Source organism: Desulfitobacterium sp. THU1 (assembly GCF_038181555.1).
Taxonomy (GTDB): Bacteria; Bacillota; Desulfitobacteriia; order Desulfitobacteriales; family Desulfitobacteriaceae; genus Desulfitobacterium.
Genome location: NZ_JBBWUA010000021.1, coordinates 1 through 23194 on the forward strand (window position 1 = coordinate 1; position 23194 = coordinate 23194).

The 23194-nt window shown below is 43.9% G+C and carries 23 protein-coding genes and 1 tRNA gene; 22 read left to right on the plus strand and 2 right to left on the minus strand.

The genetic code is table 11. The features are described 5' to 3' along the window. Positions 1-1416: L-lactate permease (locus AAC978_RS13670; RefSeq protein WP_341548626.1), on the plus strand; the 1416-nt coding region annotated here is incomplete at its 5' end. A 117-nt stretch (positions 1417-1533) separates the two neighbouring features. Here AAC978_RS13670 and AAC978_RS13675 read toward each other — a convergent pair. Next, positions 1534-1758 (minus strand): hypothetical protein, encoded by a 225-nt coding sequence (locus tag AAC978_RS13675; RefSeq protein ID WP_341548627.1) that lies wholly within the window; start codon positions 1756-1758, stop codon positions 1534-1536. Positions 1759-1985: 227 nt separating this feature from the next. Here AAC978_RS13675 and AAC978_RS13680 point away from each other — a divergent pair, with 227 nt between their 5' ends. The 12 genes from AAC978_RS13680 to AAC978_RS13735 all read left to right on the plus strand — a co-directional run bounded on the left by AAC978_RS13680 (position 1986) and on the right by AAC978_RS13735 (position 15029). Continuing rightward, positions 1986-2711 carry a CPBP family intramembrane glutamic endopeptidase gene (locus AAC978_RS13680; RefSeq protein WP_341548628.1) on the plus strand — a complete coding sequence of 242 codons (726 nt, stop codon included), beginning with the start codon at positions 1986-1988 and terminating at the stop codon, positions 2709-2711. Between the two features lie 83 nt (positions 2712-2794). After that, positions 2795-3457 (plus strand): (d)CMP kinase, encoded by a 663-nt coding sequence (gene cmk, locus AAC978_RS13685; RefSeq protein WP_341548629.1) that lies wholly within the window; start codon positions 2795-2797, stop codon positions 3455-3457. Between the two features lie 36 nt (positions 3458-3493). Then, positions 3494-4099, plus strand: a complete 606-nt coding sequence (locus AAC978_RS13690; RefSeq protein ID WP_341548630.1) for a lysophospholipid acyltransferase family protein — start codon at positions 3494-3496, stop codon at positions 4097-4099. 140 nt (positions 4100-4239) lie between these two features. After that, on the plus strand, positions 4240-6225 hold the full coding sequence (locus AAC978_RS13695) for a bifunctional 4-hydroxy-3-methylbut-2-enyl diphosphate reductase/30S ribosomal protein S1 (protein WP_341548631.1): 1986 nt from the start codon (positions 4240-4242) through the stop codon (positions 6223-6225). Between the two features lie 116 nt (positions 6226-6341). Beyond that, positions 6342-7529 carry a putative lipid II flippase FtsW gene (ftsW, locus tag AAC978_RS13700; RefSeq protein WP_341548632.1) on the plus strand — a complete coding sequence of 396 codons (1188 nt, stop codon included), beginning with the start codon at positions 6342-6344 and terminating at the stop codon, positions 7527-7529. A 34-nt stretch (positions 7530-7563) separates the two neighbouring features. Beyond that, positions 7564-8193 (plus strand): hypothetical protein, encoded by a 630-nt coding sequence (locus AAC978_RS13705; protein ID WP_341548634.1) that lies wholly within the window; start codon positions 7564-7566, stop codon positions 8191-8193. Then, positions 8186-9523 (plus strand): DUF512 domain-containing protein, encoded by a 1338-nt coding sequence (locus AAC978_RS13710; protein WP_341548635.1) that lies wholly within the window; start codon positions 8186-8188, stop codon positions 9521-9523. The genes AAC978_RS13705 and AAC978_RS13710 overlap by 8 nt, the downstream gene beginning before the upstream one ends. Continuing rightward, the gene (der, locus tag AAC978_RS13715) at positions 9516-10841 is read left to right on the plus strand and encodes a ribosome biogenesis GTPase Der (protein WP_341548636.1); all 1326 of its coding nucleotides are present in this window, start codon (positions 9516-9518) and stop codon (positions 10839-10841) included. The genes AAC978_RS13710 and der overlap by 8 nt, the downstream gene beginning before the upstream one ends. Before the next feature lie 2 nt (positions 10842-10843). Continuing rightward, the gene (gene plsY / locus AAC978_RS13720) at positions 10844-11428 is read left to right on the plus strand and encodes a glycerol-3-phosphate 1-O-acyltransferase PlsY (RefSeq protein ID WP_341548637.1); all 585 of its coding nucleotides are present in this window, start codon (positions 10844-10846) and stop codon (positions 11426-11428) included. 66 nt (positions 11429-11494) lie between these two features. Beyond that, complete coding sequence (locus AAC978_RS13725; RefSeq protein ID WP_341548638.1) at positions 11495-12547, plus strand: NAD(P)H-dependent glycerol-3-phosphate dehydrogenase; 1053 nt, start codon at positions 11495-11497, stop codon at positions 12545-12547. A gap of 351 nt (positions 12548-12898) precedes the next feature. Continuing rightward, positions 12899-14383: a stage IV sporulation protein A gene (spoIVA, locus tag AAC978_RS13730; protein WP_341548639.1), complete on the plus strand. Its 1485-nt coding sequence runs from the start codon at positions 12899-12901 to the stop codon at positions 14381-14383. 193 nt (positions 14384-14576) lie between these two features. After that, positions 14577-15029, plus strand: a complete 453-nt coding sequence (locus AAC978_RS13735; RefSeq protein WP_341548640.1) for an ACT domain-containing protein — start codon at positions 14577-14579, stop codon at positions 15027-15029. 88 nt (positions 15030-15117) lie between these two features. Here the strand turns inward: AAC978_RS13735 and AAC978_RS13740 are convergent. Continuing rightward, positions 15118-15194: transfer RNA gene (locus AAC978_RS13740), tRNA-Pro, on the minus strand. Positions 15195-15368: 174 nt separating this feature from the next. Between AAC978_RS13740 and AAC978_RS13745 the strand changes: the two genes are divergently transcribed. The 9 genes from AAC978_RS13745 to resB all read left to right on the plus strand — a co-directional run bounded on the left by AAC978_RS13745 (position 15369) and on the right by resB (position 23182). Next, positions 15369-15638, plus strand: a complete 270-nt coding sequence (locus AAC978_RS13745; RefSeq protein WP_341548641.1) for a hypothetical protein — start codon at positions 15369-15371, stop codon at positions 15636-15638. A gap of 109 nt (positions 15639-15747) precedes the next feature. Next, positions 15748-16125: an adenosylmethionine decarboxylase gene (gene speD, locus AAC978_RS13750; RefSeq protein ID WP_341548642.1), complete on the plus strand. Its 378-nt coding sequence runs from the start codon at positions 15748-15750 to the stop codon at positions 16123-16125. A 244-nt stretch (positions 16126-16369) separates the two neighbouring features. After that, a complete protein-coding gene (locus AAC978_RS13755; RefSeq protein ID WP_341548643.1) occupies positions 16370-17125 on the plus strand; it encodes a geranylgeranyl pyrophosphate synthase in 756 nt (251 codons plus the stop codon). A 115-nt stretch (positions 17126-17240) separates the two neighbouring features. Beyond that, positions 17241-17996 (plus strand): twin-arginine translocase subunit TatC, encoded by a 756-nt coding sequence (gene tatC, locus AAC978_RS13760; RefSeq protein ID WP_341548644.1) that lies wholly within the window; start codon positions 17241-17243, stop codon positions 17994-17996. Between the two features lie 11 nt (positions 17997-18007). Further along, positions 18008-18409 carry a twin-arginine translocase TatA/TatE family subunit gene (locus AAC978_RS13765; RefSeq protein WP_341548645.1) on the plus strand — a complete coding sequence of 134 codons (402 nt, stop codon included), beginning with the start codon at positions 18008-18010 and terminating at the stop codon, positions 18407-18409. A 22-nt stretch (positions 18410-18431) separates the two neighbouring features. Continuing rightward, positions 18432-19400 carry a polyprenyl synthetase family protein gene (locus AAC978_RS13770; protein ID WP_341548646.1) on the plus strand — a complete coding sequence of 323 codons (969 nt, stop codon included), beginning with the start codon at positions 18432-18434 and terminating at the stop codon, positions 19398-19400. A 374-nt stretch (positions 19401-19774) separates the two neighbouring features. Further along, entirely contained in the window at positions 19775-20449 is a 675-nt protein-coding gene (locus tag AAC978_RS13775) for a 4Fe-4S dicluster domain-containing protein (RefSeq protein WP_341548682.1), read from the plus strand. Between the two features lie 22 nt (positions 20450-20471). Continuing rightward, on the plus strand, positions 20472-21419 hold the full coding sequence (gene nrfD / locus AAC978_RS13780; protein WP_341548648.1) for an NrfD/PsrC family molybdoenzyme membrane anchor subunit: 948 nt from the start codon (positions 20472-20474) through the stop codon (positions 21417-21419). 443 nt (positions 21420-21862) lie between these two features. Continuing rightward, entirely contained in the window at positions 21863-23182 is a 1320-nt protein-coding gene (gene resB, locus AAC978_RS13785) for a cytochrome c biogenesis protein ResB (RefSeq protein ID WP_341548649.1), read from the plus strand. Positions 23183-23194: the final 12 nt, after the last annotated feature.

A 23194-nucleotide genomic window follows, 5' to 3' on the forward strand; every position in this document is an offset into this window, starting at 1 on the left:
ATTACCGGTAAATTCGAAATTCTTAAGAACTCTGTAGCTTCTCTTTCTCCTGACCGTCGTTTACAAGCCTTACTCATCGCCTTCAGCTTCGGAGCCTTCATTGAAGGTGCTTCTGGATTCGGAACTCCGGTTGCTGTGTCTGGTGCGATCATGGTGGGCTTGGGCTTCCGTCCAATGACTGCTGCTGTTATTTGCTTGATTGCTAACACTGCACCAGTTGCTTGGGGCGCCATCGGTACTCCAATTCTCACCTTGGGTCAAGTATCAGGGATTCCTGCTGAATTGATCAGTATGCAAGCTGGTCGTCAGCTTCCCTTCTTCTCCGTAATCGTTCCTTTCTGGCTTGTTGCTACTCTCGTCTTCATGGATAAAGGATCTTGGAAAGATGTCTTTGAAGTATGGCCTGCAACTTTAGTCTCCGGTCTATCCTTTGCCATTACCCAGTTTGGAATGTCTCAAGCTGGTAACGTCATGCTCGTTGATATCGGTTCCGGTATCGTAAGTATGATCGTTACTGCCTTATTCTTAAAAGTATGGAAGCCTAAAAATATCATGGGTCATGATGATGCTCATGAAAACAAGGCCCATGCCGCTACCCAGCTTAACAAGAAGAAAGTTGAAGCACCAACTTACACTACAGGCGAACTCGTCATGGCTTGGATGCCTTGGGTATTCTTGGCACTGGCAGTATTCGTTTGGGGTATGAGTGATGTTAAAGCTTTCTTGAACGGACTCTTCAATCCAAAGATCGCAGTTCCCTATCTTGATGGCTTAGTTCATCACACTGCACCGGTAGGTAATCCTGAGAAACCAATGGCTGCAGTTTACAGCTGGAACATCTTAACCATGGCAGGTACAGGTATTATGTTGGCTGCTGTACTTTCCAACATTTTCATCCTCAAGCTTAAAGCAGATCAATGGGTCCAAGCTTTCAATATGACTGCAAAACGGATGGTTGTTCCCATCACCGTTATCTGCTCCGTATTAGGATTAGGTTACCTGACTCGTTATGCTGGAACCGACGCTATCCTCGGTTTGGCCTTCACAAAGACAGGATCCGCATATCCCTTCTTTGCTTCCATGCTCGGTTGGTTAGGTGTGTTCTTGACAGGTAGTGATACCTCCTCCAACGCTATGTTTGGTGGACTACAAAAGATTACTGCTGAGCAACTTGGTTTGAACCCTGTTCTTATCGTTACTGCGAACAGTACCGGTGGTGTTATGGGTAAAATGATCGATGCTCAAAGTATCGTTGTTGCTACCGTTGCTTGTTATGAGAACCATCAAGAAGGTATGGCTGCAGTTGGCCCGATCTTCCGTGCGGTTATCTGGCACAGTCTTGCCCTTGCGATCATGCTTAGTGCTTTGGTCTGGGCTCAAGCTTATATCTTCCCATGGATGCAAGTTTATATGTAATAGAGGGCTTGCTCAACTGAATTAAGAACCTGCTTGTTTATTATGTGAATAGGCCGGTGCTGGGAGTGTCGCACAAAATTCTCGAAAGTGAATGGGCGACACTCCCATTTTTTAATGTTAATTCTCCACGGGATATCGCACAGCCGCATCGAGGTAGACATATTGATCATCCCGATGCTGACGAACCATGCCGATAATACCCTCGTCATGTATTTCATCTAAGTAGTGCTGAGTATAAGCTTGATAAGCTCTTTCGTCCCAAGGATTTGTGAAGTCAGCAACCTGTTCAAGATAGATTGCGATAGGGATGCACAAACGATGATGATTAACGATAATACTCATTTTGACCTCCTGATTGCTTTAGTTTACAATGGAATGAGGATTGGACTAATATAGTATTTACATTATCTCTGTACATAAGTTAAAATTTCTGATAGGTTATTGAGACAAACCATTTCATGTCCGTTGAAGTAGTTTATTGAAGTAGGTTATATGATGTGGGTTTGTGAGATAGGTTATGTCACAAAGATCGCTATCGTAGAAGGGGAGTGAGACCGATCGATCATCAAGTGCCTGACATAGAAAACGGGTCATCAGAACAGAATGGGGCAGATACAGAGCAAAGGAAATTGACCTGGGTTGAATTGCTCTATGCCCTTATAGGGATTGCCGTTCTTTACCTAGGGCTTGGCTTTATCACGGCTTGGGTAGCTAGTTGGTGGGAGTATGAGCGCGTCCTCCTTTATATTAATGGTTTTATGACGCAGGGTATGTTTTTTCTGATCATTTTATTCATCATGCGCACTCGCAAATGGAGCTGGAACGACTTTGGCTGGCATGATGTGAAAGAAAGATACTTGGGAAGGGTCGTTGCTCTTTATATCCTTACTTGGATTGTGAATATCATCTATGCGGCTTACCTGTTTGAAAGAGGGTTTACTCCTCCGGATACTGATGTCTATTCCAAGTTATTAGGTAATGCTACCCTTATTACTTTCTGCTTGAATCTTATTTTAGCTGGAATGCTTGCCCCTATCCTCGAAGAGACGATGTTTAGGGGGATTATTTATAAAAGCCTGAATAGCTACATGGGCAAATGGACAGCTGCAGCAATAAGTGCAGCCATCTTTTCTGGATTGCATCTTCAGTCTTATGGGTTTATTCCACGTTTTGTCCTAGGGATGGTTTTGGCTTCCCTTGTGATGAAATATAACTCGATCAAGCCAGCAGTGGCTCTACATGCGCTCAACAACATTGTCGCCCTGCTTCTAGTCGTCTTATCCGAAGGTTTTTAGAGGTACAATGATTGTGATGGCTTCGGACATTATGGTATAATAAAATGTCGTTCTTAGAAGAATGTAAATCGAGGGTGTGAATAGTGAAAGATAATCTTCAGATTGCTATCGATGGCCCGGCGGGTGCGGGTAAAAGCACAATTGCTAAAGGAATTGCTCATCGGTTAGGGATTTTTTACGTGGACACTGGAGCGATGTATAGAGCTATTACATATAAGGCGATGAGCATAAACATCCCCCTGGACCAGGAAGAGGCCATTGTAGAGCTAGCTTGGAAATGTGATATCGTTCTTGATCATACTGAAGCTAGAAAAATACATTGCGACGGACAGGATATAACAGAAGCCATCCGGACACCTGAGGTTTCACGTAATGTATCGATCATCGCAGCTTATGCTGGGGTTAGAGAAAGATTGGTGGACTTACAACGACGTGAAGCTCAACGAGGAAGCGTCGTGATGGACGGACGAGATATAGGAACCTATGTCTTGCCGGAAGCGGATCTTAAAATCTTTTTGACAGCAACCGCTGAAGAGAGAGCGAGACGCCGCTGGCTGGAGTTGCAAAAAACAAGCAAGCAGATTTCCTTTGCAGAGGTTAAGCGGGATATGCAGATGCGTGACCAAACCGATCAACAGCGAGAAGTATCACCCTTGGTTCCGGCTGCCGATGCCATTATCCTTGACACCACTGGCTTGAGTGTGGAGGAAATTATCGAGCGTATCATCAGCCTGATCAATAATTAAGTCTGATGAAACGCCATAAAGTGAGGCGAAAGGACAATGAGCCTATATCATTTTTTAAAAAAACTATTTCGCTTACAGTTTCGAGCGATGGGCTGGAAAGTTCACGGGGTAGAAAACTTTCCGAAGAACGGACCGGTGATCTTAGTAAGTAATCATGTCAGCAATTGGGATCCGATAGTGGCCGCCTGTAGTGTGCCGCTCAATGTTTCCTTCATGGCAAAAGAAGAACTATTTTCTAATCCACTTCTAGGAAAAGTCTTTCGTAACTACCTAGGAGCTTTCCCTGTGAAGAGAGGCCAAGGTGACACCAGTGCCATCCGGAATGCCTTGAAGGTTCTCAAGGAAGGGAAAGTCTTGGGTCTGTTTCCCGAAGGTACACGCTCGAAGTCCGGTGAGCTACAAAAAGGTTTTTCTGGTATGATTTTATTAATGGAAAAAAGTCAAGCACCCATCGTGCCTATGCGTGTGAATGGCACCCAGAATCTCTTGACTCGAGGATGGGGTCATATTGAAGTTTTTGTCGGCCCCCCCATCAGTCCCGAGCAACTCAAAGCCCCTGAAGGGGTAGAAAATCGCCGGGAATGGGCTGCAGACCAAATAATGAAGGCTATCGATAATTTGTCTGTTGCAAATCTCCACTAAGCCACTTGCTTGTTAAGCAAGTGGCATGAGACAGCAGGACAATGCATTATTTTTCTTAGAGAGGGCAATTTAATTCTAATGAAGGAATTTTGGGAATTATAGCGAATTTTAAGCGTAATGCGAGTTAAGGAGGAGCAAAATTGAAAATTATCCGGGCGGAAAAGGCCGGATTTTGCTTTGGCGTTAAGCGAGCATTAGATATGGCTGAACGAACTGTTGTTTCTTCTAGTGCCGCATCCTTGGGGCCTTTGATCCATAATAAGCAAGTGGTAGAGAAGATGGAAAAGCAAGGAGTTCGTGTTGTCGGGGAAGTGAAGGAAACACAAAACGGAGATACTTTAATTATTCGCTCCCATGGGGTTCCTCCTGATATCTATCAAGAAGCCCAACGCTTACAAGTGGAAGTGGTAGATGCTACCTGTCCATTTGTCCAAAAAGCACAACGACTGGCCGCCGAAGCTTCCAAGTCTAGTCAAGTCATTGTAGTGGGGGATCGCCAACATCCCGAGGTACAAGGAATCTTGGGATGGGCAGGAATTAAGTCAATAGCGATTGAGACACTTGGGGAAGCTATGGAACTTCCGTTTTATGAAAAACTATCTGTACTGGCGCAGACGACGCAGCCAGCTGCGAATTTCCACAGTATTGTCGAAGAGTTAAGAAAACATACCCAGGAGTTGAAGGTACATAATACCATTTGCAATGCAACAGAGGAGCGACAAACCGTTGCCCGAGAATTGGCTGGTAAGGTTGATGTGATGATTGTGGTCGGAGGTAAAAATAGTGCCAATACCAGAAAGTTGGCCGGGATTTGCGCCGAACATACCAAAACATATCTTATTGAAACGGCTGATGAATTAGAAAATAACTGGTTTGAAGGGGTAGAAACCGTAGGACTTACGGCTGGAGCCTCGACACCAGATTGGATTATTGAGGAGGTTTATAACAAGATGTCAAACATGGAAAACCAAGAAATGAATGAAATTATGAATATGGAGGACTGGGCCGCAGAGATGCAGAGTTTGCATCGCGGTGCTTTAGTCACTGGAACAGTCGTAAAAGTGAACCATGATGAGGTGTTTGTTGATTTAGGTTGGAAGTCCGAAGGGATAATCTCCCTTAAAGAACTCACTGTATCTTCTAATGTACAGCCCAGCGATATTGTTGCAGTTGGCGATAAGATCCAAGCTGTTGTACTTCGCGTGGAGAATGAAGAGGGAAATCCTATTCTTTCCAAGCGTAGAGCTGATGAATTTGCTGCTGCCGATCGCCTCAAAGAATATGCAGAGACCAAACAAGAAATTCAGGGTAAAGTAGCTGAGGTAGTTAAAGGTGGATTAATTGTTGATGTAGGTATGCGTGGTTTCGTGCCTGCCTCACAAATTCAACCGGGCTATGTGGAAGATTTAAATCAATTCAAAGGACAAACTCTGCGCATGCGGGTTATTGAATTTGATCCCTCGAAACGCCGGGTGGTGCTTTCGCAAAAGGAAATCTTGCAGGAAGAGCTTGCTGTTAAGAAGGAACACCTGCTCGAAAGCCTCCAGGAAGGTGACGTTATCAGCGGTACTGTGAAGCGTTTGGCTCAATTTGGAGCATTCATTGATCTTGGTGGGGTGGATGGACTGCTTCACGTGTCCGACATCGCCTATACACGGGTAAAGCATCCTTCTGAATATGTTAATGTCGGAGATGAAGTGGAAGTTCAGGTTCTCAAAGTGGACAAGGAACAGGGCAAGATTTCCTTAGGTCTTAAACAATTGAAACCGAGCCCTTGGGAAAACGCCCTTGAGAAATATGCGGTCGGCACCCTTGTGACTGGAAAGGTTGTTCGTATTGCCACCTTTGGAGCTTTTGTGCAGTTGGAAGATGGGGTCGATGCTTTGATCCATATCTCCCAGCTTTCCGAAAAGCGAGTGAATAAGGTAGAAGATATTGTGAAGGTCGGCGACATGGTTCAAGCTAAGGTTATCGAATGCAAGCCCGAGGAAAAACGCGTTAGCTTAAGTATTCGCGAAGCTGCGGAAGAAGCTCAAGCGACTGAAGATGCAGAACTCCTAGCGAGTCAACCCGAAGCCCCTCAAGTTACGATCGGTGATGCTATCCAAACAGAATCCGAAGAATAAAGGAAATTCACATAAAATAGAACCAATGAGCATCTATGACTTCTTGCAAGCATGCAGGAAGTCATTTGCTGTCCATAGAATATTACTCTCATGGAAGTTAAAGCGAGGGATTAGCAGTGCCGAAAAGACGAAAACGCTCACTACTCGGAAAGTTACCCAAGCCACTCCACGAGGTAGACTTTTATTTGCTGATCTCGGTGTTAGCAATTCTCGCCTATGGGTTGGTAATGGTACTTACGGCAGGTTCTGTCAGGGGATATAATGAGACCGATAATACATTCTTCTACGTGCTGAAGCAAGGAAAATGGGCAGTGCTCGGGAGCTTTTTGGCGTTGACTATCACAAGGATTCCTTTTCCTGTTTTCAGGAAATTTGCCGGCCTAGGAATTGGTGTCACTTTGCTTTTGTTGGTGCTAGTGTTGAATTCCGACAGTGCAATAGAAGCCAATGGAGCATCTAGGTGGTTGAAAATTGGGCCAGTCAATGTACAACCTTCGGAAATTGCGAAAATTGCACTCATACTTTTTTTAGCAAACTACCTTGACCGTTATCCGGTGAAGAAGTTAAAGGACCTTGCTTGGCCGGCCCTCGTTCTTATTCCACTCTTAGCCTTGGTTTACAAGCAACCTGACTTAGGAACAACACTAGTGCTTGTGTTTACTGCTGCTGCCCTTCTTTGGCAGACTGAACTACGCACCGGCTGGTTTCTGCTGGCAGTTCCTATGCTTGGTGGACCTCTTTTGTATCTCATCTATAATACACCTTATCAATGGAACCGAATTCTTGTTTGGTTGGACCCCTGGCAGTATGCCTCCGGAATGGGATATCAAATCACCAATGCTGAGATTGCCTTTGGGTCAGGGGGAATCTTTGGGGTAGGATTAGGTCGAAGCTTGCAAAAGTTCGGATATTTACCAGAAACCTATACGGATATGATTTTTGCTTTAATCGGTGAGGAACTAGGCTTAATGGGTACCGTATTCTTGATTGGGTTGTTTATATTCTGCTTTGGCAGGGCTTTTTATATCTCAAGAAAATGCCCGGATCGGTTTGGACGCTTGTTGTCCTTTGGCATCACCTTCTCTTTAGCGATGCAATCAGGGATTAATCTTTCTGTAGTGACTGGAGTATTACCGGTAACAGGAATCACTCTGCCCTTGGTATCCTACGGTGGTAGTTCCTTAGTCATTACCTTAGTCGAGATAGGTATCTTACTGAATATTTCTCGCTATAGTCATATAAATTCGCCTCATCCAAGTTCCTTCTCCATGCCTCCGATTGAAGGACAGACTTTGCGGGAATAATAAGGGAACAAGCTCGAGGAGGCGATAAGAGTTGGTGTTCCCGATTGGCGAGTGGTTGCTCTTGAGTGTCGGGTTTCTGGCATGGGCAGAGTGGCCGATTTTTCGTATTGATAAAAGTTTGAGAGTTCTTCCACTGGCTTGGATCTTGGGGTGGATTATTGAAGATAGCTTTACTCTTTCCCTTACCTGGGATTGGGATTTTCCGCGGGTCCTAGTCTTGGTTGCCGTATCCTGGATTGCTTGGAAGCGAGCTAAGTGTCGCGAATTTCCGGGGATACTCGTAACGTCAATATGCTTATTGGCTCAGGATCTGTTTGTACTGAATGAACCGGGGATTCTTTCCTATGATCGATGGTTGTTTGCTGTAGTTTTTTTAGCAGCGGCATTTTTCAGCACTCATGACCTTTGGAGTATGACTTTAGCCCTTTCCGGTGGAATGCTCATCAACATGGGCTTAGTCATGTTTTTATTTGATGGAGTTGTCAGATACTACAGCCTTCCGAATGCATTTCTTTGGCATTTTAGCAGTGCAGCATGCCTTATGATTGCCGCCTTAAGGCAGATTCGTGAGTATAATCAGATTAAGAAAAGCCTAAGAACTGGGATGATAGTGGTGCAGGAGTCCATAACGGACGATGGAGGGACATATAGAAAGGATGACTAGCTTGAAAGAAGGTTTAGTCGTAGCTACAGTCCATGAAGGCAGTATTGCTGAAGAGATGGAGATTGAATGCGGGGATCGTATTCTTGCTATTGATGGACAGGAGATCAAAGATATTATTGATTTCCAATACTTAACTGCTGAGGATGAATTTATCATGCTCGTGGAGAAGGCTAATGGAGAACTATGGGAGATAGATATTGAAAGGTCTTACGGTGAAGTACTCGGTCTTGAGGTTGAGGCTATAAGCACTCAAGGTTTAAAGCTTTGTAAAAATAATTGTGTCTTTTGCTTTGTAGCTCAGATGCCGAAGGGAATGCGCGGAAGCCTTTATGATAAAGATGATGACTATCGGCTTTCTTTAACCCAAGGAAGCTTCATTACCCTCTCTAACTTGGCTGAAGATGAGTTTGAGCGCATTCTCAAGTTTCATCTAAGTCCTTTATATATCTCTGTGCATGCTTGGGATGCGGAAGCTCGCGTCCGTTTGATGAAGAACCCCAAGGCAGGAGATTTGTCTAAGCAGCTTGCACAATTGGCGGAGGCAGAAATTCAGATCCATTCACAAATTGTTTTGGTGCCGGGTTATAATGATGGTGACGTTCTGGAACATACCGTTAAGGAGTTAGGTGGACTACATCCAGCGGTTCAATCTATAGCTGTAGTCCCGGTGGGATTAACGAAATATCGGGAGAATCTGCCGGGCCTTCGGCCATTTACTCCTCAGGAGTCCCAGGATATATTGACAAAGGGTGAAGCTTGGCAGAGAGAATACCGCCAGGCAACGGGTCGTAGTCTGGTGTATTTCTCTGATGAGTTTTATGCTTTAGCGGGTTGGGATTTTCCATCTATAGATAGTTATGATGATTTTTCTCAGTTAGAAAATGGGGTGGGAATGGCTAGCAAATTCCGCCATGAATTTAATCAATTTCTTCAGCGCCTTCCTCAGATTGTCCCCGAGCGGAAGGTCCACCTGATAACCGGAGTTTCGGCTACTCCCTTTTTTGCACATTTGATAGATCAGTTAGCCACTATTCAAGGCTTGGCTATTGAGCTACATACGATAACGAATGAATTTTTTGGACTGACGGTGACGGTGGCAGGGTTGTTAACAGCGCAGGATATTGCTAATCAGGTTGGCAATATTAAAGGTGAGATTTTTTTGATTCCCGAGGTTATGCTTAAAGCGGATGAAGATATTTTTCTCGATGATCTAAGTGTGGAATGGTTGAGTCAGGCGCTGCAAGGAACACCTTTAGTGGTTAAAAACCAGGGGAAAGCATTTCTGGAAGCAGTGACTGGATTGAGTTTGGAGGGTGAAGAAATTGAGTAAGCCAGTAGTAGCCATCGTGGGTCGACCCAATGTAGGAAAGTCCACCCTATTTAACCGTTTGGCAGGTGGGCTTGTCGCCATAGTTGAAAACCGCCCGGGAGTTACACGAGATCGTTTATACCGCGATGCTGAGTGGTTAGGTCGGAAATTTACGATTATAGACACCGGAGGAATTGAATTTGTCAATGAAAATACTCCGATATCCTCGCAAATGCGTCGCCAAGCGGAGATTGCCATAGAAGAAGCCGATGTCATTGTTTTTGTAATGGATGCCCAAGTCTCCCCAACTCCGGATGATGATATGATTGCTAATACTCTAAGGCGTTCGGGTAAGCCGGTCATTCTAGCCGCTAACAAAGTCGAGCACTTTGAGAAGGCTGAGCTCTACGAGTTTTATGGACTTGGTCTAGGCGAACCTATTCCTATTTCTGCAGTCCATGGGATGAATATCGGCGATTTGCTGGATGAAGTCGTTTCCCATTTTCCCGATGAACTGGATGAGGAGATGGATCCTGATACTATCCGTATTGCTGTTATCGGTCGCCCAAATGTGGGGAAGTCTTCCTTGGTCAACACCTTGCTGGGTGAGGAAAGAGTGATCGTCAGTAATATTCCCGGCACCACAAGGGATGCTATCGATTCAGCCTTTGAGCATGATGGTAAGCATTATGTGATTATCGACACTGCGGGGATGCGAAGAAAGGGTCGTATTGAAGAGTTAACGGAGCAATACAGTGTAGCTCGTTCCTTACGTGCTGTGGATCGCTCTGATGTCATTCTTATGCTTATCGAAGCGGTAGAAGGTGTGACAGAGCAGGATAAGAAAATCGCCGGTTATGCCCATGAGGCAGGCAAAGGGATCGTTCTGGTGGTCAATAAATGGGATTTGGTCGAAAAGGATGATAAGACCATGAATCGTTTTGAGAAGACGATTCGGGAGGAGTTAGGCTTTATGCAGTATGCTCCAACCCTCTTCATCTCGGCAAAGACTGGGCAACGGGTTACCAAACTGCTGGATTTGGTTGATTTTGTAGCAGAGCAAAACTCTACTCGGGTGGCTACGGCGACGTTGAACACCTTAGTCAGAGAATGGATTCATCTCAATCCGCCTCCCACTGATAAGGGGAGACGTCTTAAGATTCTTTATGCTACTCAAGTAGGGGTGAAACCACCAACCTTTGTCTTTTTTGTCAATGATCATGAGCTGATGCACTTTTCTTATCGTCGTTATTTAGAGAACCAAGTGCGGGCAAACTTTGGTTTTGAAGGTTCGCCCATCAGAATGATAGTGAGACAAAAGGACGAAGAGAGGGAGTAATCATGGGGGAGTATGCGATATTCGTTATCGCTTATCTGCTGGGGGCAATTCCATTTGCCTATTTTGCAGGTCGCTATAAGGGGATTGATGTTCGCAAGCATGGTAGCGGTAATATGGGCACGACGAATGCCTTCCGCTTGTTGGGGGCGAAGCTAGGTGTTCTTGTTCTCATCGGAGATGCTATAAAAGGTGCTTTGGCGGCCTATCTAGGGTATCATTTTTTTGGACCTTGGGGGGGAATTGTGGCTGGTCTCTTGGCGATGACAGCGCACAGCTGGAATCCCTTCTTCGGCTTCAAGCCCAGTGGTAAAGGAGTGGCTTCTGGCTTTGGTATTATCTTGATCTTAATGCCGGAAATCACCATTATTGCGATTATCATATTTGTCCTAGTTGTGTTTCTCACTCGTTATGTTTCGATGGGCTCGGTATTAGGAGCTTTAGCAGTTGGCGTTTTAGTTTTTATCTTTAACGAGCCCCTGGCCTACAAGGTTTTTGCGGTAATTGCTGTTAGTGGGGTGGTTATTCGCCACCGCACAAATATGCAAAGAGTTCTCAAGGGAACAGAGAATCGAATTATTTTTAAATAGACACCTTAGGATATTTTACGATATCTTGCTTTGTTTTACATAGCTTGCTAGGGAAGGAGAATTGTTTTGGCTAAGATCACTGTATATGGCGCCGGGAGCTGGGGGACTGCCTTAGCTGTAGCTATGGGTAAAGCAGGTCATGAGGTTGCGTTAATCGGTCGTAACCCTCAGGAGATGAGGCTCATGAACGAGCGGCGCGAAAACCTTCACTACTTGCCGGGAGTGGTATTGCCTCAGACTGTGAAAGCTACGGTGGATAACGCTACCCTCGGGGATACCGATATGCTTATCCTCAGTGTCCCCTCCCATAGTGTGCGAGAGACTGCACAAAAGATCAGGGCCTTCCTTAATAAAGGAACCATCATTGTTAATACGGCTAAGGGATTGGAAGAAGGTAGTCATAAGCGCCTTTCTGAGGTGCTAAGTGAAGAGCTTCCTGATAATCCGATTGTCGTTTTATCCGGGCCTAGCCATGCTGAAGAGGTGGGTAAGGATATGCCGACTACAGTTGTGGTAGCCTCTCAGGATACGACAGCCGCTGAAACGGTTCAGGATATCATGATGACTCCTAAGTTCCGCGTCTATACCAACCCGGATACGATCGGGGTGGAACTGGGAGGAGCCTTTAAAAATATTATTGCACTGTGCGCCGGCTTTGCGGAAGGGTTAGGCTTTGGCGATAATACGCGGGCTGCACTTATGACACGAGGAATTGCCGAAATAACTCGTTTGGGTGTGGCGCTTGGAGGGAATCCCTTGACTTTTGCTGGCTTGTCTGGAGTAGGGGACCTCATCGTGACTTGTACCAGTCAACATAGCCGTAATCGTCGCGCCGGGATTGCCTTGGGGCAAGGGAAGCCATTGGATCAGGTTTTGCAAGAGGTCGGCATGGTGGTAGAAGGTATTCGCACCACAAAGGTAGCTTATGAGTTGAGTCGTCAATATGGGATATCTATGCCAATTGTGGAACAAGCTTATCAAGTTGTCTTTGAGGGAGCGGATCCTAAAGCTGCAGTATCAGCCCTTATGATGCGAGGGAAAAAGCATGAGATTGAGGAAGTAGCCCAAATCGCTATGGAGAATAGTGATTACAATGCGAGGCTGCAGCGAAATCAATAGATCAGCTGCCTAAATTCACTGTGTAGTTTTGGAAAAATGGGTTTAGCAAGCATAAAAGACGTATGGAAAAATAATTCCTTACGTCTTTTTTTAATAAATGGAATATATTGTTTGAGCTTAACATAGCAATGATAAAGGATTGGGTAGTGGTATCGTCGGAATTCCACATTACAGAAAATTATTAGGGCAAAAGAAATTTTGACATAATTGCCCAAGCCAGTCAATATACTTATACTGCGTAACGTGCTAGTCCAGTTATCCGGTATCCATCATCTTGTGATAGGGAGGTGGGGGATAAGGTGGGGGCCCTTCCCCGGTTTTGGGACAGCACTCAAAAGGGAGGGAATTTTTGTGGAAAAAGTGGACATTTTTAAAGATATCGCCGAGCGTACAGGGGGCGATATCTACCTGGGAATCGTTGGACCAGTCCGCACTGGGAAGTCCACCTTTATCAAACGCTTCATGGACCTCCTGGTCCTGCCCAATATCACGGATGTTTTTGAGCGGGAGCGGGCGAACGATGAACTTCCTCAAAGTGGCTCGGGAAGACAAATTACTACGACAGAGCCCAAGTTTATTCCAGCGGATGCAGTGGAAATCTTAGTCAAAGACAGTATTCAAATGAAAGTTCGTCTAGTGGATTGTGTGGGCTATGCTGTGGAGGGGGCCATTGGCTATGAGTCGGAAGACGGGGAGGAGCCGCGACTAGTTCGAACCTCCTGGAGTGATGAGCCCATCCCGTTCCAAGAAGCAGCTGAGATTGGCACGCGCAAGGTCATCACAGATCACTCAACCATCGGTATCGTGATCACCACAGATGGTTCTATTACAGACATCCCCAGAGAGGCTTATTTGGATGCTGAAGAACGAGTAATCAGTGAATTAAAGCAATTAGGGAAACCCTATGTAATCGTCATGAACACAACTCGACCGTATTCAGAAATGTCCATGGAGTTAGCCGGTTCTCTTGAGGAAAAGTATAGTGTACCAGTGATTCCCGTCAATTGCCTGGAAATGACCCCTGAGGATATTACGCAAATTCTCGAAGAAGTACTCTACGAATTCCCCGTGGCTGAGGTCAATATTGAGATTCCTAAGTGGGTTGAAGAGCTTGAATCCAGTCACCCAGTCCGGACTAGCTTTGAAGAGGCAGTACGCCAATCCGTCGAGGGGATTCGGCGCATACGGGATATTGACATGGCTCTGGATAAACTTGGCGAATGCCCTAATGCCCAAGATGTTCTGCTCAAGCAGATGAATTTGGGAACAGGAACTGCCGAAATAGAGATGACAGCCATTGATGGACTCTTTAAGACAGTCCTCGAGGAAATGACCGGAGTTGACGTCGAAGGGGAACATACCCTTATGAGATTGGTCCTTGACTATAGCAAGGCGAAGAAGGAATGGGACAAAATTGCACCGGCCATTGACGAAGTTCGCGCCCATGGTTATGGGGTAGTAACACCTCATCTCGATGAAATGTTCCTCGAAGAGCCTGAACTAGTAAAATCCGGCGGACATTATGGGATTAAGCTAAAAGCCAGTGCGCCATCTTTACATATCCTACGCGCAGATGTTACTACGGAAATCACCCCCCTGATTGGTACAGAGAAGCAGGCTGAGGATCTCGTTCGTTACATTCTCGATGAATTTGAATCTGATCCCAAGAAGGTGTGGGAATCTAATATTTTTGGCAAATCACTACATGATCTTGTGCGAGAAGGCGTTCAAACCAAGCTCTATCGGATGCCAGAGAATGCCCAACACAAGCTCCAGGATACATTACAACGAATTGTTAACGACGGCAATGGTGGTCTAATCTGCATCATCATTTAGACACGAGATGGGTTCCTGCGGGAGCCCTCTTTTTTTGTTGGTGTTTTCTATAAATATTTAAAATATGTATATTGGAGAAAAAAGTATATTGGAGAAAAACAAATGTTGCCATGCAATGGACATTTGCTTATAATAACCTTACAGAAGCAATGAGGTTACCTGAAGTTGATATAGGTGCTAGGAGCGAAGAAAGATGGCTGGTCAGAATCGGAATAAGGATTTCTTAATCGTCAGTAAGAATATTCTGCCGGAGGCAATTCTCAAAACGGCTCGGGCGAAGGAGCTTTTGGTTAAAGGCGATGTTCATACTATTAATGAGGCTGTAGATCGAGTACAGCTTAGTCGAAGTGCCTTTTATAAGTACAAGGATGGGGTGTTTCCCTTTTACGAAGCTAGTAAAGAGAAAATCATCACCTTATCTTTGACCTTGGAAAATACAGCGGGGGTTTTATCAAATGTCCTAAATACCATAGCTTGCTTCCGCGCTAATATCTTGACAATCAACCAAGGAATACCTCTTCAAGGAATTGCTAACGTAACAATTTCTGTGGAGAATACAGGGATGGTGGATACCCCAGAAAACCTACTTGATGGTCTTGGTGAGATTCAAGGAGTTCGGAAAATTGAAGTTATTGGGCAGAACTAAAAGGTACCCACGATAAAAACAAAACCTAGATAAGAAAACAAAACCTACAAATCTTGACAAGCAAGTTTGTAGGTTCATATTTTAAATATGGTCGGAGCGACACGATTTGAACGTGCGACCTCTACCACCCCAAGGTAGCGCTCTACCAAGCTGAGCCACGCCCCGATTAAATCCCCGTATTTGAGGGACTTATATAAAATAACATATGTTAACCCAAAAAGCAAGACAATAATTCACCGTAATTTATGTCCTAGATGGCATCTTCGGCCGTGAAAATGGAAAAATTCATGGTAGAATAGCTTATGGGTATATATTCACTTTGATAAAATTTAACTGAACATGGCCCATAAACAAGGAAGGGCGGTTTTAGTATTGCAACGACTTGAGTTTAATCGTTTTGTAGAATCAGATTTTGTCTGTTTACGTTTGCTTCATGTAGCGAAGCAGGAAGATCATTTAGGAATAAGGGAACGGGTTGAAAAAGAATTTGCTGTTATGATCGACGATTTGATGGCCATACATTTAGACTATAATAATATCGGCAAACAAGTCGTTGCGATTTGGCAAGGGTATTGGATGGCGCTCGCCACCTTAGATGTCGCTGAGTAGAGCGATCGAGCTAGTTCACTTTTTTATTGACATGCACCACCATTGTGCTACAATTGTTTCGATAGAATTCCTTGTATATTGCAATTAAAAAGGGGGCAACGATGACAAGATGAACAATTCTCTGGGACGTCATGTGTTGGCTGAAATCTATGGTTGCAACTTTGACATTCTTAACAACCGCGAAGAAGTCGAAGCAATCATGGTCAACGCAGCCCTGGAAGCAGGCGCAGAAGTACGCGAAGTAGTATTTCATAAGTTCAGTCCTCAAGGTGTGAGTGGTGTGGTCGTGATTTCTGAATCCCATTTAGCCATTCATACATGGCCAGAACTTGGTTATGCAGCCGTCGACGTCTTCACTTGTGGGGATCGAGTCAATCCCTGGGACGCCTGTAATTATTTGACCGAGCAGTTTATGGCAGGTCATATGACAGCTACGGAAATGAAGCGTGGTATCGTAGAAGATTCAAAGGAAGCGGTAAATCTTTAGGAGGGGTATTTATTTTATTCCAGACTAGGATAAGACTAGCAAGGTAGGCCTTGTGACGGAGAGTTGCAAGGTCTATTGTTTTGAATCTCTCTAATGTAAATATTTGCTAATTCATAAGAGGATGATTTGTCTGAACCGGTAAAAAATAAGAAAGTGAATTGCGAAATAAAAGATAGGGGCAGGATTTTTACAAAAAGCCTAGAATACTTCCTAGATTAGCCTCAAATATTAAGGAGAGATTGCCTTGGCGCTATTGACAGAACACTTCAAGGAGGAACTTGAAGAAATAAGTAGAACACTCAGACGTGAAATCAAGCTCAAGGCTGCGGAATTTGACGACCTTGTAGAATTGAATTTTGGTGAGCTGGAGAATAATGCCTGCTCTCTGATTGTCCTTTCAATAAGTCAGGCCTTTGGAGGACGTAACCGTTCAGCGATTAGCTTAGCAATAATTCTTCAATACATATTTATGGCAGACCAAGTTCATCGTTTAATGACTGATGATCCTGATTTAGAAGAAAGTAAACGGCAATTTCCGGTTCTTGTCGGAGATTTCCTCTATGGGAAGTTCTTCCTGAATTTGTGTAAAGAAAAGATGCTTCATTTCTTGGCACCTTTAGCAAAAATTATTGAGAGCATGAATCAGGGTGCTATTAATCGTTGGTTGGCTAAAGATGAAGATGTAGATCAAGCTGAATTTATCAAGATTCTTGAGATGGAAAGAGCCGTCTTGACAGGACTTGCCGCACGGCTAGGAGCAGAACTGGCAGGCTGCCCAGTAAAAGTTCAAAACCAATGTGAAGTTATCGGATGGAACTTAGGGCTTGCTTGGGCTGCCTCTCAGGATCATGTTGAGGAGAAAGTAATTAATCATGCTTTGCATGAGGCTCGTAATGTCCTGCTAGAATTACCTAATCCTAAAGGTCACTCTTTAGGGGATCTCATCGATTATATCGAAAGTCATTTGCAAATAAGAGCTCTGAAACTGAATTATGAATAGGTTTGTTTTGTAACCACAGTTATTCCATGGTAAAATTACATGCGAACGTTTTACTGCTTTGTACTTATAAATATACTTAATCAGTGTTTGAAGAAGTAAGGAAGGATGTGTGGGAATGCGTAGGCGGAAAAGTGTGGACGAGAATATGCCACTCATGGAGCATATCAGCGCATTACGCAAAGTGCTTTTATTTGCTGCCTACGGAATCGTATTGGGAACAGTCGTTGGATGGGTCTATAGCGATCCAGTCTACCGGTTTCTCGCTAATCCGGTTCTTCAGATAGGTACAGTAGATTTTATTACCACAACACCAATGGAACCTATCATGGTGAAATTGAAAGTTTCCTTAGTTGTTGGAGTTGTTATCGCTTTGCCGATTATTATCTGGCAAATATGGAGTTTTGTTCTCCCGGCATTAAAGCAGAACGAAAAGAAGTATTTGTATATGATTGTGCCCAGTTCCTTGATTCTCTTTATGGCTGGTTTGGCTTTTGCTTTTCTTTTTGTTATTCCCATCGGACTTAAGTTTCTCCTTTTCGCCGGTGGAGCTGCTGTAGATTCCACACCCTTATTAACTAAGTCATCTTATTTAACATTTATCATTCGGTTTGTCCTAACCTTTGGCTTAGTATTCCAACTACCGGTTGTCTTGCTGCTCTTGATCCGCATCGGGCTAATTACTCCAGCTAGTTTGGCTAAAAAGCGGAAGTATGCTTTTTTTGGCATTGTTGTTGTAACCATGCTCATATCACCAACTCCTGATATCATGACTCAGAGTCTTATGGTATTACCTACCTATTTACTGTATGAAGTTAGTATCTGGCTCGGTTATATTGTTGCGCGAAATCGAGAAAAGGCACTACAAGGATAGGGGGGTAAGAAATGAGTTTCAATGAACTTATTGTATTAATGGTTATCGCCTTAGTATTATTCGGACCGGAAGATCTCCCTGATGTGGCTCGTGCCGTCGGTAAAGTGGTGTTTGAGATAAAGAAGATTGCCGGGGATATGACCAAGGAATTTCAGGATGTTGTCAATACTCCGAGTAATGCGCTTAAGAAGACACTAGATGAGACTTTAAAGACACCAACAACCACGCCGAAGAAATCTAGCCAGGCTGACACGCAGGCATCGACAGGCGCATCAACTACTGTAGCAACGGATAATTTCGAAACCACAAATCCCACCCCTGGTGAGAACGATACCTCTGAGGAAGAACTATTAACATATGATGAGGATCCCCTTGCGGAACTTCCACAAGATATGGTTTCCCACGAAAAATAGGGTGCAAGCAGGTGAACCAATATTGAAACAACTTTGGCTTTTTAATCAGATCAACTCCGATTTGCAGAGAGTTGAAAAAGAACTTCATGCCTACATTGAAACAGATTTCCCTGTGTTGGATCAATCTGCAGTTCAATTACTAGAAGCTGGTGGGAAAAGACTACGTCCAGCCTTTACTCTTTTAGCGGGAAAATTTTATGGTTATCCTATTGATAAGCTTCTTCCGGTGGCTATGGCTTTGGAGCTGATCCATATGGCTACCCTTGTTCATGATGATGTGGTCGATGCTTCAACCACCCGACGAGGCCGTCCTACTGTTAAGGCAAAATGGGGAAACATTGTATCTATAGCAACGGGGGATTATCTACTAGCCAAAGCACTCGAGTTGCTGGCTCAGATTAATCACCCCGATGTTTCGCGGATCCTTGCTGAAGTAAGCGTTGAAATGAGTCAGGGTGAAATACAGCAGATTAAAGCATCCAATGATATAAATCAAAATCTGAAACAATATTATTATCGAATTAAGCGCAAAACCGCAATGCTTATCTCAGCAAGCTGTAAATTAGGGGCTATAGTCTCTTCCGCACCGCGCCGTGAAGTGTGGGCATTGGGAGCATATGGCCATGCCTTGGGAATGGCTTTTCAAGTCGTAGACGATGTATTGGATGTGACAGCCGAAGCCTCTGAACTGGGTAAGCCTGTGGGGGGAGATATCCGTCAAGGAATTATGACCTTGCCTCTGATTCTCGCTTTAAGTCGATCTAAGGAAAAAGACCAATTGCGCGAAATTCTTACTAAGACAGAAAAGACCGATGGAGAGGTCGCTGAGGCAATTCGCATGATTAAGGAATCAGGTGCAATAGGAGAATCAATGCATTATGTCGACCTATACATAAACAAAGCAAATACTCACTTACAAGAGCTTCCTAATGTGCCCACTCGTAAAGCGTTGGTGGAACTGGCTAGCTTTATCAAGGCTCGAAAGTTTTAGATTTATTATGATGAAAAGTATTTGGATCGAAGGGATTGTCAGCAATTCTTTTGATCTTTTTTATCTCAGTGGGGTTTTCTACCTATGGATAATAAGGGGTGAGACAATATTAGCTGAAAATATAGCGAGCGGGAGATACACTCGGATCCTAATTATGAAATTTTCGTGAAATAGCGTGTTAAATGTAAAAATTACCGAAAACTTGTACTTTGCAATAAATAATTTCTATGGTATTCTTTTTGCAGAACAATGAGCGTCGTCCGACCATAGAACTAATATATTCATATATCAATATACAAGCATGGTCGTATGCTCTTTGTGGTGAAAAAATGGGTAAGTACAAGTGAGGGATTTAGAGAAAGGGGTTGTTCCATTTGTCAAAGCTCGATGTAAAATTAACACGTCGTACAGCTTTAAAGGTTGGGGCGTTAACTGCTGCCGCCGTAGCCGTAGGTATCCCAATGGGAAGCTTAAAAGAAACGAGTGTTAAAGCCGCAGGAACGGAGTCGGGTGAGTCTAAGCAATTAGGTTTCTCGTATGACCAAAACAAATGTATTAACTGTAAGTTGTGTGCCAAGGCATGTAAACAAACGAACAATTGGGAGCCAGGCGCAGAATGGCGTAAAGTGCGTTCAGCCAAGACCGAAAAGGGATCAGTGTTCTTGTCCATGAGCTGCAATCACTGTGCGGAGCCGGCATGTATGACTGTATGCCCTGTAAAAGCTTACACAAAACGTGAAAAAGATGGCATCGTAATGCATGATACTAAAAAATGCGTAGGCTGTGCTTATTGCGTGTATGCCTGCCCTTATCATGCGCCACAATTTATTAAGTCCGGTACTGGAGCAGTTACAAAGTGTAGCTTCTGTGTCGAGATTCAAGACGCAGGCGGCCAACCTGCTTGTGTAACTGCTTGCCCAGTTGATGCACTTAACTATGGCGATATTACTGAGCTTCGCAAGATACCGGGTGCTGTTGCTCCTGAAGTCAATGGTCTTCCGCCAGCCAGCATTACTAACCCTTCGTTTGTCATTATTCCGAAAGCTTAAGAAGTAAGGAGGAAATAGAAACATGGAACTTCATTGGGGATGGCTAATCGTCATATATCTCTTTTTAGGAGGTTTAGGTGCTGGAGCATACCTAACTTCATATGCTGCCGGAAAAGGTTGGTTAGGAAATTCGCCTGCTTTGAAGCGCGCAGGATATTTTATGGCTGCACCTATCGTCGCCTTTGGTACAGCACTCTTGGTGTTTGACTTAGGTCAAGGCTTAAGAAAACCCTGGCTGTTAATTGGGCTTTTAAGAAACTTCACCTCCTCTGTCATGACTTGGGGTGTTTATATTCTGGCCTTATTTATCTGTGTAGGACTGGTTGTTGCTTTCTTCACTCTTAAGAAAAAAGAAATTCCCAAGGGCCTTGAAGGCTTGGGTGCGATTTTAGCCCTAGCTACTTGCGCTTACACCGGTCTTCTTGTTGCCGTTGTTGAAGCGATTCCTTTCTGGAATACCTATGCGATGCCCATACTATTTATTATTTCTGCTATTTCTACTGGTCTCTCTATCACGCTTTTAGTGGCTAATATTATTGATAGAGGTCTGGCGACAGATGAATATAAGACGACAAAGCTTCACTTTTATCTTGTAAGCTTGGAAATCGTTCTTGTGGCCTTTATCTTTAGCCTGGCAAATGCAGGAAACAAAGGTGCAGTTGCAGCTGAATCCGCCAGTAAAGCAATCTCTGGTGATCTCGCTCTTTGGTTCTGGGTCTTCTTAGTCGGATTAGGACTTGTGGTTCCTCTTCTCGTCTCAGCTTATGGAGTTAGAAAGCTTGGCAGTTCTGCTCATAGCGGTCATGTGCAGGCAGCAGCTGGAAGCAGTAGCTCGGTAGCTGTGCACGAGGAGCATGGATTTGCAAAGGTTCTTCTCCTTAGCGATGCTTTCGTAGTTTTGGGTGGTTTTGTATTACGTTATGTGGTTATTTTTGCAGCTCTACCCATTTGGAACGGAATCTTAAGCTAAGTTTATAGTCTAATAAATAATTCAATGCAGGCAAAGCTCGCTACGTAACAGACATAATTTGAAGAGCTTTGCCTTTTCTTTTTTTATTAAATCAATTTACAATATAGGTAATGTATAGCGGATTCACTTCTTAGTTACGTCAACGACTGTTTTACCCAAAGCCATGTCTCAATAGCTACCCTCCCGAAAAATGAGTGGTATAATAAGACAAGTGCGAGGATTTGTCTAGAGCATTTGCCTAGGGGATTTTATGTAAGAAAGTGTAAAAATTCACTATTATATTACTGATTTCTTAATAATATCTTACTTAAATCTCAATGAACTATGTTTTTTCTGTGAAACAATCCTCCCATCTAGGAATAAGTAGCGTATATAGTGTAAAATAATACATAAAATAAGTCTTTGTAAATCTTGGATTACCCAAAACTGTACGGGAGGGCATCATGAGTAATAAGTCAGATGGAATTGTGGAAAAGATCTGGGACATTTTTAGTTCTATGAAAACAGGGTTGGTTCTGCTCGGTATCGTTGCTCTGGTCTCGGGAATAGGAACCTTGGTACCCCAAGTCTCCCTTGATCCGGAGGGAGCTGATGCTGTTGCAGATATCTGGAAAACATTGGGATTTACCAATATTTATGCATCCCCCTGGTTTCAGTTCTTATTAGGGTTGCTCTGTATCAATCTTATTGTGTGTAGCGTACAACGTTTTGGGGGAATCTATAAGCTGAGCTTTCAGCCTAAGCCCCCGCAAGAGCACTCTGCACTTCCGCAAAAGATTTATAGTCAGGTTACCAGTAAGGATGGTGAGGCACTAAAACAAAGAACTCAAAAAGTCCTTAAGAAAAAAGGCTATTATGTGACTCAGTTGGAAAAAGAGGGAAGCTGGAACTTTATCGCCCAGAAGCATCGTCTCGGTAATTGGGGATCATTTGTAACACATATCTCCTTTGTCATCTTAGTTATTGGAGCCTTGATTGGATCCCTCGGCGGCTTTAAGGGCTATCTGATGGCTGGGGAAGGAAGTGTCACTCCCATTCAACAGATTGAAATCTCTAAAGGCCAAGTGAAAGATGATTTCATGGTTAAGATTAATTCTGTGGAAGATAGGATCCTACCTAACGGCGAGCGGGATAATTGGTATACGGATTTGAGTATTATTGAATCGGGAGAGGAAGTTGCACGCAAATCTATATCAGTAAACCATCCCCTTACCTACAAGGGAATAACCTTTTATCAAGCCAGCTATGCACCTGGTGGGTTATTTAATGTGAAGGTGAAGGGAGAAGAATACCCGGTGGTTCTTCAAAATGGTGGGGGTAATTTCTTTAACGCACCGGGAACGAATCTTTTTTTGGTCATGTCGGCCATGAAGACAGATCCCCAAGAACCAGTCATTCTCTATCAAGTTTTTGATGAGACCAAGCAGGTAAAGATGGGACAACTGACACTAGGGCAAACTGAAACGATTCAAGATGATTACAGCATAACCTTTGAGAAGGCTGCCGGATTCACTGGGTTACAAGTCAAAGAAGATCCTGGGGTATGGATTGTTTGGCTTGGCAGTGGCTTATTGATGCTGGGATTGCTGTTGTCATTTTATTGGCGACCGGTTCGCGTTGCTGGTATTATGAATTTAGAAAAAGATCATGAAGAATATGAACTAGCCTTAGGAGCATTTACCGGAAAGTTTAATATGGGAATTAAAGAAGAATTTGACAGTATTGTGGCTGAACTAAAGGACGTAAATCAAGTTACGAAATAAGGGGTGGATTGC

Bases quoted from the DNA above. Each gene is read 5' to 3' on its own strand.
- tatC (WP_341548644.1), top strand. From the start codon at position 17,241: ATGCGTAGGCGGAAAAGTGTGGACGAGAATATGCCACTCATGGAGCAT.
- nrfD (WP_341548648.1), top strand. From the start codon at position 20,472: ATGGAACTTCATTGGGGATGGCTAATCGTCATATATCTCTTTTTAGGA.
- AAC978_RS13710 (WP_341548635.1), top strand. From the start codon at position 8,186: ATGACTAGCTTGAAAGAAGGTTTAGTCGTAGCTACAGTCCATGAAGGC.
- AAC978_RS13675 (WP_341548627.1), bottom strand. From the start codon at position 1,758: ATGAGTATTATCGTTAATCATCATCGTTTGTGCATCCCTATCGCAATC.
- AAC978_RS13765 (WP_341548645.1), top strand. From the start codon at position 18,008: ATGAGTTTCAATGAACTTATTGTATTAATGGTTATCGCCTTAGTATTA.
- resB (WP_341548649.1), top strand. From the start codon at position 21,863: ATGAGTAATAAGTCAGATGGAATTGTGGAAAAGATCTGGGACATTTTT.
- AAC978_RS13745 (WP_341548641.1), top strand. From the start codon at position 15,369: ATGGCCCATAAACAAGGAAGGGCGGTTTTAGTATTGCAACGACTTGAG.
- speD (WP_341548642.1), top strand. From the start codon at position 15,748: ATGAACAATTCTCTGGGACGTCATGTGTTGGCTGAAATCTATGGTTGC.
- AAC978_RS13735 (WP_341548640.1), top strand. From the start codon at position 14,577: ATGGCTGGTCAGAATCGGAATAAGGATTTCTTAATCGTCAGTAAGAAT.
- AAC978_RS13690 (WP_341548630.1), top strand. From the start codon at position 3,494: ATGAGCCTATATCATTTTTTAAAAAAACTATTTCGCTTACAGTTTCGA.
- plsY (WP_341548637.1), top strand. From the start codon at position 10,844: ATGGGGGAGTATGCGATATTCGTTATCGCTTATCTGCTGGGGGCAATT.